17 protein-coding genes are annotated in these 14,802 nt (G+C 68.4%); 5 read left to right on the top strand and 12 right to left on the bottom strand.

Annotated elements, in window-relative coordinates; translation table 11 throughout:
* Positions 1-11: 11 nt before the first annotated feature.
* The 3 genes from ACQ66R_RS00520 to ACQ66R_RS00510 are packed head-to-tail and all read right to left on the bottom strand — an operon-like array spanning position 12 to position 2,249.
* The gene (locus tag ACQ66R_RS00520) at positions 12-602 is read right to left on the bottom strand and encodes a riboflavin synthase (protein ID WP_430418274.1); all 591 of its coding nucleotides are present in this window, start codon (positions 600-602) and stop codon (positions 12-14) included.
* A 15-nt stretch (positions 603-617) separates the two neighbouring features.
* Entirely contained in the window at positions 618-1,265 is a 648-nt protein-coding gene (locus ACQ66R_RS00515; protein ID WP_430418272.1) for a RibD family protein, read from the bottom strand.
* Positions 1,266-1,310: 45 nt separating this feature from the next.
* Positions 1,311-2,249 (bottom strand): LysR substrate-binding domain-containing protein, encoded by a 939-nt coding sequence (locus tag ACQ66R_RS00510; RefSeq protein WP_430418270.1) that lies wholly within the window; start codon positions 2,247-2,249, stop codon positions 1,311-1,313.
* 108 nt (positions 2,250-2,357) lie between these two features.
* On the opposite strand from ACQ66R_RS00510, the gene ACQ66R_RS00505 reads away from it, so the two are divergent.
* Both ACQ66R_RS00505 and ACQ66R_RS00500 read left to right on the top strand, forming a co-directional pair.
* Positions 2,358-2,642, top strand: a complete 285-nt coding sequence (locus ACQ66R_RS00505) for a DUF4242 domain-containing protein (RefSeq protein WP_430418268.1) — start codon at positions 2,358-2,360, stop codon at positions 2,640-2,642.
* Between the two features lie 67 nt (positions 2,643-2,709).
* Complete coding sequence (locus tag ACQ66R_RS00500) at positions 2,710-3,621, top strand: hypothetical protein (RefSeq protein WP_430418266.1); 912 nt, start codon at positions 2,710-2,712, stop codon at positions 3,619-3,621.
* Between the two features lie 48 nt (positions 3,622-3,669).
* Here the strand turns inward: ACQ66R_RS00500 and nrdR are convergent, their stop codons facing one another.
* Both nrdR and glyA read right to left on the bottom strand, forming a co-directional pair.
* Entirely contained in the window at positions 3,670-4,143 is a 474-nt protein-coding gene (nrdR, locus tag ACQ66R_RS00495; protein ID WP_430418265.1) for a transcriptional regulator NrdR, read from the bottom strand.
* Positions 4,144-4,174: 31 nt separating this feature from the next.
* Entirely contained in the window at positions 4,175-5,464 is a 1,290-nt protein-coding gene (gene glyA, locus ACQ66R_RS00490; protein ID WP_430426170.1) for a serine hydroxymethyltransferase, read from the bottom strand.
* A 214-nt stretch (positions 5,465-5,678) separates the two neighbouring features.
* Between glyA and ACQ66R_RS00485 the strand changes: the two genes are divergently transcribed.
* Complete coding sequence (locus ACQ66R_RS00485) at positions 5,679-6,116, top strand: MucR family transcriptional regulator (RefSeq protein ID WP_430418263.1); 438 nt, start codon at positions 5,679-5,681, stop codon at positions 6,114-6,116.
* A 181-nt stretch (positions 6,117-6,297) separates the two neighbouring features.
* On the opposite strand, the gene ACQ66R_RS00480 is transcribed toward ACQ66R_RS00485, so the two are convergent.
* The 6 genes from ACQ66R_RS00480 to ACQ66R_RS00455 form a co-directional block, all read right to left on the bottom strand.
* Positions 6,298-6,762: a GFA family protein gene (locus tag ACQ66R_RS00480; protein ID WP_430418261.1), complete on the bottom strand. Its 465-nt coding sequence runs from the start codon at positions 6,760-6,762 to the stop codon at positions 6,298-6,300.
* A 79-nt stretch (positions 6,763-6,841) separates the two neighbouring features.
* Positions 6,842-8,071: a 5-aminolevulinate synthase gene (gene hemA / locus ACQ66R_RS00475; protein ID WP_430418260.1), complete on the bottom strand. Its 1,230-nt coding sequence runs from the start codon at positions 8,069-8,071 to the stop codon at positions 6,842-6,844.
* A 198-nt stretch (positions 8,072-8,269) separates the two neighbouring features.
* Complete coding sequence (gene mmsB / locus ACQ66R_RS00470) at positions 8,270-9,163, bottom strand: 3-hydroxyisobutyrate dehydrogenase (protein WP_430418258.1); 894 nt, start codon at positions 9,161-9,163, stop codon at positions 8,270-8,272.
* A gap of 22 nt (positions 9,164-9,185) precedes the next feature.
* Positions 9,186-9,932 carry a class I SAM-dependent methyltransferase gene (locus tag ACQ66R_RS00465; RefSeq protein WP_430418256.1) on the bottom strand — a complete coding sequence of 249 codons (747 nt, stop codon included), beginning with the start codon at positions 9,930-9,932 and terminating at the stop codon, positions 9,186-9,188.
* 40 nt (positions 9,933-9,972) lie between these two features.
* Entirely contained in the window at positions 9,973-11,022 is a 1,050-nt protein-coding gene (locus ACQ66R_RS00460) for an enoyl-CoA hydratase/isomerase family protein (RefSeq protein ID WP_430418254.1), read from the bottom strand.
* Positions 11,019-12,158 carry an isobutyryl-CoA dehydrogenase gene (locus ACQ66R_RS00455; RefSeq protein WP_430418252.1) on the bottom strand — a complete coding sequence of 380 codons (1,140 nt, stop codon included), beginning with the start codon at positions 12,156-12,158 and terminating at the stop codon, positions 11,019-11,021. Before ACQ66R_RS00455 ends, ACQ66R_RS00460 begins: the two co-directional genes overlap by 4 nt.
* A gap of 120 nt (positions 12,159-12,278) precedes the next feature.
* Between ACQ66R_RS00455 and ACQ66R_RS00450 the strand changes: the two genes are divergently transcribed.
* Both ACQ66R_RS00450 and hemB read left to right on the top strand, forming a co-directional pair.
* Complete coding sequence (locus ACQ66R_RS00450) at positions 12,279-12,785, top strand: hypothetical protein (RefSeq protein ID WP_430418250.1); 507 nt, start codon at positions 12,279-12,281, stop codon at positions 12,783-12,785.
* Positions 12,786-12,909: 124 nt separating this feature from the next.
* Positions 12,910-13,926: a porphobilinogen synthase gene (hemB, locus tag ACQ66R_RS00445; protein ID WP_430418248.1), complete on the top strand. Its 1,017-nt coding sequence runs from the start codon at positions 12,910-12,912 to the stop codon at positions 13,924-13,926.
* Here hemB and ACQ66R_RS00440 read toward each other — a convergent pair.
* Positions 13,923-14,801 (bottom strand): SMP-30/gluconolactonase/LRE family protein, encoded by an 879-nt coding sequence (locus ACQ66R_RS00440; protein WP_430418246.1) that lies wholly within the window; start codon positions 14,799-14,801, stop codon positions 13,923-13,925. The two genes, hemB and ACQ66R_RS00440, sit on opposite strands and share 4 nt — an antisense overlap.
* Between the last annotated feature and the right edge of the window lies 1 nt (position 14,802).

Below are 14,802 nucleotides of genomic sequence, written 5' to 3'. Positions count from 1 at the left end.
GGAAGGTGCTCTTAGGCCGTTTCTCGCCAGCGGGCGAGATACCGCGCCAGCATGTCGATCTCGAGGTTCACGCGGCTCCCCACCTTCAAGGTCCCCAGCGTGGTCACGTCCCAGGTGTGGGGGATCAGGTTCACGCCGAAGACATCGTCCTCGACCTCGTTGACCGTGAGCGACACACCCTCGACGGTGATCGAGCCCTTGGGCGCGATGAAGCGGTGCAGCGGACGGGGGACGCGCACCTTCACGCGGTGCGACCCGCCCTCGCTCTCGATGGACAGCACCTCGCCGACGCCGTCCACGTGGCCCGAGACGATGTGGCCGCCCAGTTCGTCGCCCACCTTGGCGGCGCGTTCCAGGTTCACGGGCCGTCCCTCATGCCAGTCGGACAGGGTGGTCAGGCCCAGGGTCTCGCCCGAGACCTCGACGGCGAACCAGCCCTCGCCCTTCTCCACCACGGTCAGGCAGCAGCCGGCGTGGCTGATCGAGGCGCCGATGTCGATGGTCGAGAGATCGAACGCGGTTTCCACCTCGAAGCGGCGGTCACGGTTGGTGTCGCGGACGCTGCGGATGCGACCCACGTCGGTGACGATGCCGGTGAACAAAGCTCAAGCCCCTCTTCAGGCCACGCGGGCGTAGCGTTCCCAGAGGTCGTCGCCGAGCTGCGTGACCTCCACCCGCCGGAAATGGGGCGCCCCGGCCAGCGCCGCAACAGCCAAGGCGCCGATGGCCGGGCGGCCTTCGCCGCCGATGACGATGGGGGCCCGGAACCACTCGATGGCGTCGACCAGTCCATGACGCAGAAAGCTGCCGGCGACCTGCCCGCCGCCCTCGAGGAAGAGGTTCGCCAGGCCCGCGTTGGCAAGCGCCTGGACAACGCCCATGAGATCCGGACGCCCCTCACCATCGGCCGCAACGCTGAGCACGTGGACGCCGGCCTGGGTCAGCGCCGCGTCGGGTTCTGCCGTGGTCACGACATAGGTCGGCGTCTCACGCGCGGTCGCCGCCAGCTTGCAGGCGGGCGACAGGCGCTGGCGGCTGTCCAGCACCACGCGCGCCGGCTGGCGGCCTGTGTAGCCCGGCAATCGCACCGTGAGCTCCGGATCATCGGCCAGCGCGGTCTCGATGCCGACCACCACGGCGTCGTGCGCGGCGCGAAGACGGTGCACCTGCTCGCGGGAGGCCGCACCCGTGATCCAGCGGCTCTCGCCGGAGGCCGTGGCGATCCGGGCGTCCAGCGACGTCGCGAGCTTGAGGGTGATCGTCATTCGCGGTCGTTCATGGCCGAGAAGCGCCGGGGCGCCAAGCCGGGCTCAGTCGGGCGGGTCACCCACACTGAGCGCCAGCGCCGCCGCCGTGGCCGCACTCTCGGCCAGCAGCCAGTCGCGGAAACGCTGAACGTGGCGGCGGCCGTCGATGTCGGCGCGGAAGCGGGCGCGGAAACCGTGTCGGCTCCATCGCCCCGTATCGACCGGATAGGGCAAGCCGACCCGGCCGGCTTCCAGCAGGTCGCCGATGAGCGCCAGACCACAGAGCGTGACCCCGGCATCGGCCGCCACGGCGTCCAGCGCCGCGGTGATCCGCCGGAAGCGCATGCCGCGCTCGGGCGCCGTGCGGGCGACGCCGTTGGCCGCCACCCACTCGGGCCACGACAGGCCGGCCGGATCGTCCTTGTAGAAGTCGAGATGGACCAGCGGGAAGCCTTCCAGCCGGGCGCGGGACTCGATCCCGGCCGTCCGCGCCAGGTTCACGGGTGATGTGATCGGCGCCACGAAGTCGCGGAACAGCAGATCGGTCGCCACGCCATTGCGCGGCGCGCCGTAGCTGATTTCGCAGTCGACGCGGCCCAGGCGCATGGGCGCGTCGCCCTCGCCGTTGATGTTGAAGCGGATGTTCGGGTGCTCGGCGCGGAACCGATGCAGCCGCGGGGCCAGCCAGAGGTCGACGAAGTCGGAGGCGGCGGCGATGTGCAGCTCGTGACCGCGCTGCAGCTCGAGCTCGCGGGCGGCGGCGTCCAGCGCCTCGAAGGCCCGCGCCAGGTGTGGCAGGGCGGGTTCCAGGCCGGGCGCAGCGCGCAGGCCTGCGCGACCTCGCGACAGCAGTTCGACACCCAGATAGTCCTCCAGCGCCTTCACCCGCTGTCCGACTGCGGCCGGCGTGATCCCCAGGCGCTCGGCGGCGCCGACGAAGGAGCCCTTGCGCACGGCGAGTTCGAGCGCCTGTAGCGACCTAAGATAGGTGGGAGCGACCATCGCGCCTTACTAAGCAAAAACTTTAGTGAGGGCCAGATTGTTTAGGTTGTGCCCCGCACTGCCCCCGGCGACACTGCGGTCATCGAGGGAAATGCAGGGGACGGCGCCATGGCCCAACTCAGACGTTTCCTGGTCGAACGGGACGTTCCCGGCATAGGCGGCATGTCCATTGTCGAGCTGTGCGGGGTGGCTCGCGCTTCGAACCAGGCGATCGAGAAGATCGGCGGGACCGTGCAGTGGCAGCAAAGCTATGTCGCTGGCGACCGGACGTACTGCATCTACCTCGCGGACGGCGAGGACACGATCAACACCCACGCCGAACTCAGCGGCTTCCCGGTGACGCGCATCACCGAGATCCCGCAGATCATCGACCCGACAACCGCAAACAACTAGCGGCGGACTTCACCCATCGCGGCCAGCGCGCCCCGAGGGGCGGCGCCTCCGCGCGAGGAGAAGAACCATGCTTCAAGGCCACAACTACCAACGCCTGCTCGAGATTTCGAAGCGCGTGAACTGGCGCATCGAGGACATCATCGGCCCGGGCAAACCCATGGATTTCACCCGGCCGTTCCTGCCCGAGAGCTTTGCGCGGACCGGCGAACTGTCGTTCCTCACGCCCGCCGAGCGGCTGAAGCTCAACCAGATCCGCGGCTTCGGCTACCTGGCCATGTTCGAGCTGGTGGAGCGCTGCATTCTGCCGGCGATCGAGGAGCAAACGCCCTCGACGCCCGACCAGGACCCGCACCGCACCGAGGCTCTGACCAACTTCGTCACGGAAGAGATGAAGCACATCGAGCTGTTCGTCCGCTTCCGGCAGGCCTTCCGTGAGGGCTTCGATGTGGACTGCGGCTTCATTGGCCCAGCCGAGGAGATCGGCGCGACCATCCGCAGCCACGGCGATCTGGGCATGGCGCTGTTCATCCTGGCGATCGAGTGGGCCACTCAGCAGCACTGGCTGGAGACCGTGGAGGACGACGAGGGCCTCGACCCGCAGTTCAAGAGCCTGCTCAAGCACCACTGGTTGGAGGAGTCCCAGCACGCCAAACTGGACGCCATGGTGTTCCATGAGCTGGCGATGAAGGCCGGGCCCGAGCAGACGCTGGCGGCGGTAGATGCCTTCTTGGCGATCGGCGCCTTCATCGACGGCGGCCTGTCGCAGCAGACGCAGCTGGACCTCGCCTCGCTGGAAGCCGCAATCGGCCGAACGCTCCCGGACGCCCACCGCGAGACCTTCCTGGCGCGGCAGCATCAGGCGCAACGGTGGACCTACCTCGGCTCGGCGCTCCGCAACCAGGGCTTCCTGAAGGCCCTGGGGGAGATCAGCCCCGAGGGCCGGGCCAAGATCGACGCGGTCGCGCCGGCCTTCTGCTAGGGCGTCCTCACCTGAGAGATGGAGGCGTCGGCCGACAGGCCGGCGCCTTCAGCGTTCGTCGGCCTGGGCCTCGCTGAGGCCTTCCTCGCTGAGGAACTGGGCGAAGTCGCTGGTCTCGCGGAAGTCGCGGTAGACCGAGGCGTAGCGGACGTAGGCCACGTCATCGAGCTGCTTCAGGTGCTTCATGATCAGCTCGCCGATCGTCGACGATGGCAGCTCGGTCTCGCCCATGCTCTCAAGCTGGCGGACGATGGACGAGATCATGCGCTCGACACGTTCCGGCTCGACCGGCCTCTTGCGCAGCGCCACCGAGAGCGAGCGGGCCAACTTGTCGCGATCGAACGGCGCCCGGCGGCCCGACCGCTTCAGGATCGTGAGCTCGCGCAGCTGCACGCGCTCAAAGGTTGTGAACCGACCCTCGCAGGAGGGGCAAAGCCGACGGCGACGGATGGCCGCCCCGTCTTCCGACGGGCGGCTGTCCTTCACCTGGGTCTCGTCATGGCCACAGAACGGGCAGCGCATATCTAGCCCCCTTCCCGGCCATTTACCCCTATTAGGAGTAGATGGGGAAGCGGCTCGTCATGGCGACCACTTCCGAGCGCACCTTGGCCTCGACCGCGGAGGAGTCTTCCCCGGTCGCCACGGCGTCCAGAACCTCGCCGATCCACTTGCCGACCTGACGGAACTCGGCGACGCCGAAGCCTCGGGTTGTGCCGGCGGGCGTGCCGACGCGCAGGCCCGAGGTCTGCATCGCCGGCAGCGGATCGCCGGGGATCGAGTTCTTGTTGGTGGTGATGCCGGCCCGCTCCAGCGCGATCTCGGCCTGGGCGCCCGAGACGCTCTTGGGCGTCAGGTCGACCAGCATCAGGTGGCTGTCGGTGCCGTTGGACACGATCTTGAAGCCCACGCTCTGCAGGCTGTCGGCCAGCGCGCGCGCGTTCTCGATCACCTGCTTGGCGTAGGTCTTGAACTCCGGACGCAGCGCCTCGCCGAACGCGACCGCCTTGGCGGCGATCACGTGCATCAGCGGCCCGCCCTGAAGGCCCGGGAACACCGCCGAGTTGATCTTGCCGGCCAGCTTCTTGGAGTTGGTCAGGATCAGGCCGCCGCGCGGACCCCGCAGGGTCTTGTGCGTTGTGGTGGTGACGATGTGGGCGTGCGGGAACGGGTTGGGATACTCGCCGGCCACGATCAGGCCCGCGTAATGGGCGACGTCGCACATCAGGATCGCGTCGACCTCATCGGCGATCTCGCGGAACTTGGCGAAGTCGATGTGGCGCGAATAGGCCGAGCCGCCGGCGATGATCACCTTGGGCTTGTTGGCCAGCGCCACCTCACGGGCCTCGTCGTAGTCGATCAGGTGGTCCTGGGCGCGCACGCCGTAGGCCACCGGGTTGAACCACTTGCCCGACTGGTTGACCGACTTGCCGTGGGTGAGGTGGCCGCCGTGGTCGAGGTTCATGCCCATGAACGTGTCGCCGGGCGTCATGGTGACCATGAAGACGGCCTGGTTGGCCTGGCTGCCCGAATGCGGCTGGACGTTGGCGTACTCGCAGCCGAACAGTTGCTTGGCGCGCTCGATGGCCAGGGTCTCAGCCTCATCGACGACTTCGCAGCCGCCGTAGTAGCGCTTGCCCGGATAGCCTTCGGCGTACTTGTTGGTGAGCACCGAGCCCTGGGCGTCGAGGACGGCCTTCGAGACGATGTTCTCGGAGGCGATCAGTTCGATCTGCTCCTGCTGGCGCGTCAGCTCCGCCCCGAGGATCTTCGCGATCGCTGGATCAGCCTGGCCGATGTCGGCCTTGAAGAACGCTTCGGTGGAAGGCTGGGTTTGCACGTGCAGGTTCAAGGGCAAGGCCTTTCGTTGGGGCGACGCGTGAATCTATGTCCGGCGAAGGCGCTCCCTTTACTCCTGATCGCCTCCGGCTCCAACCGCAGCCGCGCGCAGGAATTCTGTGGAACCTTTCACGCGTGATGGCGTTGAGCCCCCCGAGGGCTCGGGGGGCGACGCCGCGCCGCGCCTCTCACCGTGCGCGTACATCAAGCAGAGGGTGATCATGAGCGTAGGATCCGACACCGACGGGCTGTCCGGCGAAGAGTTGATGCGCCTGGGGGCCGGCATCGTTTCGGCCTACGTGAGCCGCAACGCCGTCACCGCCGACGCCGTACCCGACATCATCCGCTCGGTGCACCATGCGCTGACCCAGCTGGTCAGCGGCGGCGCCGTCCCGGCCGCGCCCGAGGAACGCCAGAAGCCCGCCGTGCCGGTCGGCCGGTCCGTCCAGCACGATTACATCGTCTGCCTGGAGGACGGGAAGAAGCTGAAGATGCTGAAGCGCTACCTGCGCTCGCGTTACGACATGAGCCCCGAAGACTATCGCCGCCGCTGGGGCCTGCCCCCGGAATACCCGATGGTGGCGCCGGCCTATGCGGCGCGCCGGTCGGAGTTCGCGAAGCAGATCGGCCTGGGCCGAGGCGTGCGGCGGCGCAAGTAGCGCAGCGCGACGCGAGGTTTAGAGCGCCCCTGCGTCAACAACAGGGGCGCTCTGGAGCCGGCCCGCGTCGGGTTGTGCTCGAACCAACTCCTACGCAGGAGTTGAGCACGCTTCGGTTGCTTTCTCGTTGCGCCAAACCGCCGCGGTCGCACTTGTCGCACCACTAGCGCGGAGGCGCGCTTCAGCCGTCGGCGGCGGCCTTGGCCATGTACGCCCGGATCAGCGGCATCCATGCGCCATCGTCCGGGAACTTCTCGAACCGATGGGGCGCGCCAGTTTCCGCCCAGGGCAGCATTTCAGAGGTGTAGATCTCGACGTAGGGCGCGGCGTCGGCGGCGTCGTCCAGCATGGTCGAACGGACGTTGACCATCGGCATACCGGGCGGCTCGGTGAATACCCAGCACAGGCAGTGCGCGCAGTGCATGTGGCGGATTTCGCCATGCAGCCCGCCGACGACGGGGTCGCCGGCCGTGACCTTGAAGCCGCTCTTCGGGAAGAGCGTACTGAGCGAATAGGGCCCGCCGGTCATCTGCTGGCAGCCTCGGCAGTGGCAGGCCATCGTCACCATCGGCGCCTCGGTCACCTCGAAGCGGAGCTGGCCGCAGCGGCAGCCGCCGCTCCAGGGCAAGGTGTTCGGGTTCAGCATGGACGCGCTCCGCTACAATAGGACGCGCATCATCGACGGGTGTCTCTTTCGCGCAAAGGCGGAAAGCGGTGAGCGGTCGTCAGGCCGCGACGCCGCCCACACGGGCGATGTTGCAGTGGACCCAGAGCTTCTCGAGCACCTCGACCAGCTCGTCCATCATCCGGTCGTCGTGGGCCGGCGACGGCGTGAACCGCAGACGCTCGGTGCCGCGCGGCACGGTCGGGAAGTTGATCGGCTGGACGTAGATGCCGTGCTCTTCGAGCAGCATGTCCGAGATCATCTTGCAGTGGACGGGGTCGCCGACCAGCAGCGGCACGATGTGGCTGACCGAGGGCATGACCGGCAGGCCGGCCCGCAGCATCTTGGCCTTCAGGGCCGCGGCGCGAGCCTGATGGGCCACGCGAACCTCGTTGTGTTCCTTGAGGTATCGGATCGAGGCCACGGCGCCGGCGGCCAGGGCCGGCGGCAGCGAGGTGGTGAAGATGAAGCCGTCGGCCCAGCTGCGGATGGCGTCGCAGATCACCGCGTCGGCGGCGATGTAGCCGCCCATGACGCCGAACGCCTTGCCCAGCGTGCCTTCGATGATGTCGATCTCGGCCATGACGCCGTCGCGCTCGGCGACGCCGGCGCCGCGCGGGCCGTACATGCCGACCGCGTGGACCTCGTCGAGGTAGGTCAGCGCGCCGTACTTCTTGGCCAGGGCCACAGTGCCGCGCATGTCGGCGATGTCGCCGTCCATGGAGTAGACGCTTTCGAAGGCGATCACCTTCGGCGCGGCCGGATCGGCGGCGGCCAGCAGCTCTTCCAGGTGTTGCAGGTCGTTGTGGCGGAAGACGATCCGCTGCTCGCGCTTGCCCGCGCGGATGCCGCTGATCATCGAGTTGTGGTTCAGCTCGTCAGAGAAGATGAGCAGCCCGGGCAGGATCTTGTAGAGCGTCGACAGCGACGCCTCGTTCGAGACGTAGCCCGAGGTGAACAGCAGCGCCGATTCCTTCTGGTGAAGGTCGGCCAGCTCGCGCTCGAGTTCGACGTGATAGTGGGTGGTGCCCGAGATGTTGCGGGTGCCGCCAGAACCGGCGCCGGCCGCTTCGATGGCCTCGTGCATGGCGTCCAGGACGACGGGGTTCTGACCCTGGCCGAGATAGTCGTTGGAGCACCAGACGGTGACGTCCTGAGTCGTGCCGTCTTCGCGGGTCCAGGTGGCGCGCGGGAACTCGCCGCGATGGCGCTTCAGGTCGGCGAAGACCCGGTAGCGACCCTCAGACCGGACACGGTCCAAGGCGGTTTGGAAAGCTTCCCTGTAATCCATCGACTTGTTCCCGGTCGCGCGTACGTGAGCGCGCTTCGCCCGGCCCCTGAGATATGACTGCCTTTTGGCGCCGGGATTTCACCTTGTCCACAAACACGAAGGTGAATCCGGCGTCACCTTTCGTGAATGGGTACGTAAATTTCGTGATCGGACCCGTCGTTGACACCGATCAAAGCGCGCTTCGCAGCGGCCGCACGATCACGCCTGCGGGGTATTGCCGCGGAGCATCTCGAGAATCGCCGAGAAGTCCTTGGCTCCTCCACCCAGACGGTCGAACAGCGCGTAGAGCCCCTCGGCGGTCGCACCCAGCGGCGTGGCGGCGCCGGCCTTCGCGGCGGCTTCCTGCGCCAGCTTGAGGTCTTTCAGCATCATGCCGGTGGCGAATCCGCCTTCGTAGTTGCGATTCGAGGGTGCGGTCGGCACCGGGCCCGGCCAAGGGCAGTAGCTGGTCAGGCTCCAGCACTGGCCCGACGACTGCGACGAGATCTCGTGGAACTTCACGGGGTCCAGGCCCAGCTTCTCGGCCAGAGCCAGGGCCTCGCAGACCCCGATCATCGAGATGCCCAGGACCATGTTGTTGCAGATCTTGGCCGCCTGCCCTGCCCCATGGTCGCCGGCCCGGATAGTGGCGCGCGACATCGGCTTGATGACGTCCTCCACCGCGGCGAAGTCGGCCTCGTCGCAACCGACCATGAAGGCCAGCGTGCCGGCGTCGGCCGCCGCCGTGCCGCCTGAAACCGGCGCGTCGGCGAAGCGGAACCCCGCCGCCTTGGCCTGGGTCGCCACCGCCCGGGCGCTCTCGACGTCGATCGTGGAGCAGTCGACCATCAGCGCCGACTTCGGCGCATGCGGCAGGATCTGCTCGGCGTAGACCGAACGGACGTGCGGGCCGGCCGGCAGCATGGTGATCACGGCGTCGGCCGACTTGACGGCCTCGGGCACCGAGGCGGCCTTGCCGCAGCCGGCGCCGGCGGCCTTGTCGAGCGCCGCCTGCGACAGGTCGAAGGCCATGACTTCGCGCCCCGCCTTCGCCTGGTTGGCGGCCATCCCGCCGCCCATGTTGCCCAGGCCGATGAACGCAACGCGGGTCATGGATACCTCTTGGTCTGACGCCCTACTTGGGCTTGCGGAACTTGTAGATGAACTGGTCGGTCTTCCCGCGGATCGCCGGGTCGAAGACCATCTTGGTGTGGTCGTCGGCGGGATTCCGCAGGACGTTGCTCTCGGCCTCGAACTTGAAGCCGGCAGCCTCGACCTGTTTTCGGACGGCGGCGCCGTCGATGCGGTGCAGCTTGTCGTCGGGGTCGATCGGCGCGCCGGGCGTGGCCTGATGATCCAGGACCACGAACACGCCGCCGGGCTTCAGGTTGTCGTAGATCGCCTTCGTCACCTTCGCGACGTCGATGTTGCGCTGGCGGGCGTAGAGGTCGTGGAAGTTCTGGGCCGTCCAGAAGATGTCGGCCGGCTTGTCCAGCTTGAAGTCGCCGCCGGCGATCGAGACGATGCTGATGTTGCCGTACTGGGGGTCGGCAGCGACGGCCGCGATCGGGGGCGGCGCGGTCGCATTCGGCGGCGGCGGGTTGCCCATGGCGTAGACGTGGCCTTTGGATCCCACCGTCTTGGCGAAGATGCGGGTGAAGTAGCCGCCGCCCGGAATGAAATCGACGACCGTGTCGCCCGGCTTCACGCCGGCGAAGTCCATCATCGCGGCAGGTTTGCGGTCGGCGTCGCGCTTGGTGTCGGCCTCGGGGCGGCCCTTGTCGGCCACGGCGGCGGTGACGGCGGCGGACGGCGCGGCCTGGGCCAGGCCGGCCGACAAGACAAAGGCCAGGGCCACGCCCGTCAGAAGCTTGTTTCGCATCTAGATTCCTCCCCGCGGCCGGTCCTGGCCGCCTTGCCGGTCAAGGTAGAGGCGACCATTCCTGATCGGAAGGGAGCGGGGCGAATATCGCGTCGAGCGTCTGTTCGCTCACGTCGTGCGGCCGGGCCTCGCTCCACTTCGGCGCGTTGTCCTTGTCGACGATCACGGCGCGGACGCCTTCGAGGAAGTCGTGACGCTGCACCACGCGGGCGCCGATGCGGTACTCCATCGCCATGTTCTCGGCAAACGACCTGGCCTGGCCGCCCAGCTGCAGCTGGCGGAAGGCGACCTTCATGGTCTGGGGCGACTTGGTGGCCATCACCTTGAGCTGCTCGGCGGCCCATTCGGTGCCGGCGGTCTCCAAACCCTCCACGATCGCCTCGACGCTGGGCGCGGCGAAGATGCGGGCGATCTCGTCCTGGTGCTGGGCCAGCGCGGGGCGGCCGGCGTCGCCTTCGAACTCTGTGAGGATCGTCTCGGTGCGGTGGGGCTCGGCCAGGATGGCGGCCTTCAGGTCCGGGATGCGGGCGCTCTCGACGTAGTCGGTGGCCAACTGCAGCAGCTCGCAGTCGGCCGCCTTGATCCGGGCCCCGGTCAGCGCCAGCCACAGGCCAATGTGATCGGGCATCCGGCTGAGGTACCAGCCCCCGCCGACGTCGGGGAACAGACCGATGCCGGTCTCGGGCATGGCGAAGGTGGTCCGCTCGGTGGCCACCCGGAACCGGCACGGCCGCGACAGACCGACGCCGCCGCCCATGGTGATGCCGTCCATGATCGCGACCCGCGGCTTCGGGTAATGGAACAGCAGGTGGTTCAGCCGGTACTCGGTGAAGAAGAACTCGCGGGCCTTGGCGCCGTCGCCCGCGCCGCTCTCGGCCAGCATGCGGATGTCGCCGCCCGCGCAGAACCCGCGCTCGCCGGCGTGGTCGATCAGCACCAGCTCGACGGCCGGGTCCTCGCGCCAGGCCAGCAGGGCCTGCGCCATCAGCGCGATCATGTTCGTGGTCAGCGCGTGGATCGCCTGGGGCCGGTTGAGCGTGATGCGGCCGACCTTCCCCTCGATCCGGCAGAGGACTTCGGGTTCGCTCATGAGCGGAACAGCTCCCGCGCGGTGATGACGCGCATGATCTCGTTGGTCCCTTCGAGGATCTGGTGGACGCGCAGGTCGCGGACGATCCGCTCCAGGGGATAGTCCCGCAGGTAGCCGTAGCCGCCATGAAGCTGCAGCGCCTGGTTGGCGACCTCGAAGCCCGCGTCGGTGGCGAAGCGCTTGGCCATCGCGCAGTGCTGGGTCGCGTTGGGGTGTTTGGTGTCCAGCGAGTGGGCCGCGCGGCGCACCATCAGGCGGGCGGCGTCCAGCTCGGTCGCCATATCGGCGAAGCGCCACTGCAGGCCCTGGAACTCCTTCAGCGCCTGGCCGAACTGTTTGCGCGTTTCGAGGTGGCTTTTGGCCGTATCGAGCGCGAGACCCGCGCCGCCCAGCGAGCACGAGGCGATGTTGATGCGGCCGCCGTCCAGGCCGGCCATCGCGAACTTGAAGCCGTCGCCCTCAGCCCCGATCCGGTTGGCTTCCGGGACGCGGCAGTCGTCGAAGTTCACCATGGCGGTCGGCTGGGCGTTCCAGCCCATCTTGCGTTCCTGGGCGCCGAACGACAGGCCCGGCGCGCCGTTCTCGACGACGAAGGCCGAGACTCCCTTGGCCCCCTGCCCGCCCGTGCGGGCCATGACGACGTAGACGTCCGAGTAGCCCGCGCCCGAGATGAAGGCCTTGGAGCCGTTGAGGACGTAGTGGTCGCCGTCTTTCACCGCGGTGGTCTTCATGGCGGCGGCGTCCGAGCCCGAGCCGGGCTCGGTCAGGCAGTAGGAGGCCACGAACTCCATCGTGGTCAGCTTGGGCAGGTAGCGGCGGCGCAGGTCGTCCGAGCCGAAGCGGTCGATCATCCACGAGGCCATGTTGTGGATCGAGATGAACGCCGCGACCGAGACGTCGCCGTAGCTCAGCTGTTCGAAGACGATCGAGGCGTCGAGGCGGCCCAGGGCCGAGCCGCCGACGTCCTCCTGGACATAGAGGCCCGCGAAGCCGAGCTCGGCCGCCGCGCGCAGCACTTCGCGCGGCATGACCTTGTCTTCGTCCCAGCGCGCCGAGTGCGGCGCCAGCTCGGCCAGGGCAAAGGCGCGCGCCGCGTCCTCGATCGCCCGCTGGTCGTCTGAGAGGTTGAAATCCATGCCAGCGGTTGAGCGCGGCGCGTGCGGGCTGTCAACTCGTCCGCTGGGTCACCATCTTGGGCTCCGGCGCCACGCGCTGGTCGCTTTTGGCGGCTGGATTGGAGGCGGGAGAGTGGGTGCATGACCGCCGTCGCGATCGGCAGCATCGGGACGGCGCGAACGCGGCGGCGGACCGTGGTGTTCGTGCTGTCGATCCTGCTGCACGGCCTGGTGCTGGGCTGGTTCGCGTTCCGGCAGGACCGCACACCGGAGGATGCAGCAGCGCCCGCGGTGGTGGTTCAGCTTCTCGACGTCGCCAAGCTGCCCCGGCCGCCGTCGCGAGCCGACCAGCAGGACGCCCTGGAGGCTCCGGTGATCAGACCCGTCTTTCCGGTGGCGCCGCGCTATGTCGGCCCTCCTGCCGGTAGGAGCGGCGCAAACGACCGCGGCGTCGACCTGTTCGGCCCGGTGTTCGCCGACGGCGAATGGCCCAGGCCCTGGATGCGCATCGCCTGCGACCCGGTCGCCGATCCGGACATGACCGGCCCGGCCTGCCAGCGCGAGCGGGCCATCGCCCGAGGCGTGAACCGCGGCTTCGACCCGAATGAGGGGACGGACGAGTTCGCCCGAGAGGCGCGTCACAACTAGGCCGTGAAGCGATACCGGGATGCGCCCGGGATGTCGGGATATACCGGCATCCGATGCCACGTGCTACACAACTGCTGAGCCTGCGGACTTGCGTCTTGGAGGGCATGGCTGCAAATGCGCCGCCATGACGAACGCGCCCCTCGCCGCCTATCCCGCCCTTCGCATGCGCCGCCTGCGCCAGGCCGACTGGATCCGACGCATGGTTCGCGAGACGGTGCTGACGCCGAACGACCTGATCTGGTCGATGGTGGTGCACGAGGGCGAAGGCACGGTCCCGGTCGGCTCGATGCCGGGCGTCGCCCGCCTGTCGGTGAAAGAGTGCGCCAAGGCGGCCAAGGAGGCCAGGGCCCTGGGCATCCCGGCCATCGCCGTCTTCCCGCATATCGATGGCGCCAAGAAGGACGCGACCGGCAAGCTCGCGCACGATCCTAACGGCGTGGTCGCCAACGCCGTAAAGGCCATGAAGGACGCCGCGCCTGAGGTCGGCATCATGTGCGACGTGGCGCTGGACCCGTTCACCGACCACGGCCACGACGGCCTGATCCAGGACGGCCGCATTCTCAACGACGAGACCATCGAGGCGCTGGTCCGCCAGGCGGTCATGCAGGCCAAGGCCGGCTGCGATATCCTGGCCCCTTCCGACATGATGGACGGTCGCGTCGGCGCGATCCGCCAGGCGCTGGAGAGCGAGGGCCTGCAGGACGTGATGATCATGTCCTACGCCGCCAAGTACGCCTCGGCCTTCTACGGCCCCTACCGCGAGGCCATCGGCTCAGGGAAGCTGGGCACGGGCTCAGTGGACAACCCGGGCGACAAGAAGACCTACCAGATGGACAACGCCAACCATGCCGAGGCGCTGCGCGAGGTGGCCCTCGACATCGCCGAGGGCGCCGACATGGTGATGGTCAAGCCGGGGATGCCCTACCTCGACATCGTTCGCCAGGTGGTGGACGCCTTTCAGATGCCGACCTTCGCGTTCCAGGTCTCGGGCGAGTACGCGATGATCATGGCCGCCGCCCAGAACGGCTGGCTGGACGAGGAGCGCTCGATCCTGGAGAGCCTGGGCGCCTTCAAGCGCGCGGGCGCCGCGGGCGTGATCACTTACTTCGCCCCGCGCGCCGCGCGCCTGCTGGGGGCCTAGGGCCGCCCGGCCCGTGGGCTGTCCACCTGCGCCACGATGATTTTGCCGGTCGCCGTCTTCGCAGCCGCCTCGTGATCCGAGCTGGCGGCGGTGAGCATGAACAGCGTCTTGCCGTCGTCGCCGCCCAGCATACAGGCATAGCAGGGCTGGCCCGTTTCGATGGTCTCCAGCACTTCGCCGCCCTCCGCGATCCGCACGCACATCGGGGCGATGGGATTGGCGATCCAGATCGCGCCGTCGCCGTCGAGACAGATGCCGTCCGGCACGCTAGGCGAGGTCGTCGCCCAGACACGGCGGTTCGACAGCGCGCCGTCCGGGCCGATATCGAAGGCGGTGAGCACCGCGCCCAGGGTCTCGCCCAGGATCAGGGTCTTGCCGTCGGGCGTGATGACCGGGCCGTTCGGGAAGTGCATGCCCTCGGCGGCGATACGGGCCTCGCCGGTCGGCGACACATAGGCCAGCTTCGCGGTCGGATGGTCGGCCAGCACCTGCTCGACGCCCCTCGCCGCGATGGCGGCATCCAGGTCGAAGCCGAAGTTGCCGACATAGGCTCCGCCCGCGGAATCGACGACCATGTCGTTGCAGTGGAAGTCGGCGATGTGGCCCAGATCGGCGTGAACCGTGATCGTCCCGTCCGCCGTGCGGCGCAGGACCTGGCGCCTCGTCATGGAGACGATCAGCATGGCGCCGTCCGGCATCCAGCCCAGCCCCGAGGGCCGGTCGTCGATCTCGAACTCGACGCGGACGTCGCCGGCCAGCGACACCGACTTCACCGCATGCGCGTAGAAATCGCTGAACCACAGCCGGCCCTCATGCCAGCGCGGCCCTTCGCCGAAGTAGATGCCCTCGGCCAGCACCTTGGTCGCCCGTCCCATG

This window comes from Phenylobacterium sp. (assembly GCF_965284355.1).
Lineage (GTDB): Bacteria > Pseudomonadota > Alphaproteobacteria > Caulobacterales > Caulobacteraceae > Phenylobacterium.
The sequence above is the reverse complement of the archived record's forward strand: the minus strand, read 5'-3'. Positions and strand labels throughout refer to the sequence as shown.

Coding starts and splice junctions, on each gene's coding strand:
- ACQ66R_RS00480 (WP_430418261.1), bottom strand. CDS start 6,762: ATGCTGAACCCGAACACCTTGCCCTGGAGCGGCGGCTGCCGCTGCGGC.
- hemA (WP_430418260.1), bottom strand. CDS start 8,071: ATGGATTACAGGGAAGCTTTCCAAACCGCCTTGGACCGTGTCCGGTCT.
- mmsB (WP_430418258.1), bottom strand. CDS start 9,163: ATGACCCGCGTTGCGTTCATCGGCCTGGGCAACATGGGCGGCGGGATG.
- ACQ66R_RS00440 (WP_430418246.1), bottom strand. CDS start 14,801: ATGGGACGGGCGACCAAGGTGCTGGCCGAGGGCATCTACTTCGGCGAA.
- ACQ66R_RS00510 (WP_430418270.1), bottom strand. CDS start 2,249: ATGGTCGCTCCCACCTATCTTAGGTCGCTACAGGCGCTCGAACTCGCC.
- ACQ66R_RS00485 (WP_430418263.1), top strand. CDS start 5,679: ATGAGCGTAGGATCCGACACCGACGGGCTGTCCGGCGAAGAGTTGATG.
- ACQ66R_RS00465 (WP_430418256.1), bottom strand. CDS start 9,932: ATGCGAAACAAGCTTCTGACGGGCGTGGCCCTGGCCTTTGTCTTGTCG.
- ACQ66R_RS00450 (WP_430418250.1), top strand. CDS start 12,279: ATGACCGCCGTCGCGATCGGCAGCATCGGGACGGCGCGAACGCGGCGG.
- ACQ66R_RS00455 (WP_430418252.1), bottom strand. CDS start 12,158: ATGGATTTCAACCTCTCAGACGACCAGCGGGCGATCGAGGACGCGGCG.
- ACQ66R_RS00505 (WP_430418268.1), top strand. CDS start 2,358: ATGGCCCAACTCAGACGTTTCCTGGTCGAACGGGACGTTCCCGGCATA.
- nrdR (WP_430418265.1), bottom strand. CDS start 4,143: ATGCGCTGCCCGTTCTGTGGCCATGACGAGACCCAGGTGAAGGACAGC.
- ACQ66R_RS00515 (WP_430418272.1), bottom strand. CDS start 1,265: ATGACGATCACCCTCAAGCTCGCGACGTCGCTGGACGCCCGGATCGCC.
- ACQ66R_RS00460 (WP_430418254.1), bottom strand. CDS start 11,022: ATGAGCGAACCCGAAGTCCTCTGCCGGATCGAGGGGAAGGTCGGCCGC.
- ACQ66R_RS00500 (WP_430418266.1), top strand. CDS start 2,710: ATGCTTCAAGGCCACAACTACCAACGCCTGCTCGAGATTTCGAAGCGC.
- hemB (WP_430418248.1), top strand. CDS start 12,910: ATGACGAACGCGCCCCTCGCCGCCTATCCCGCCCTTCGCATGCGCCGC.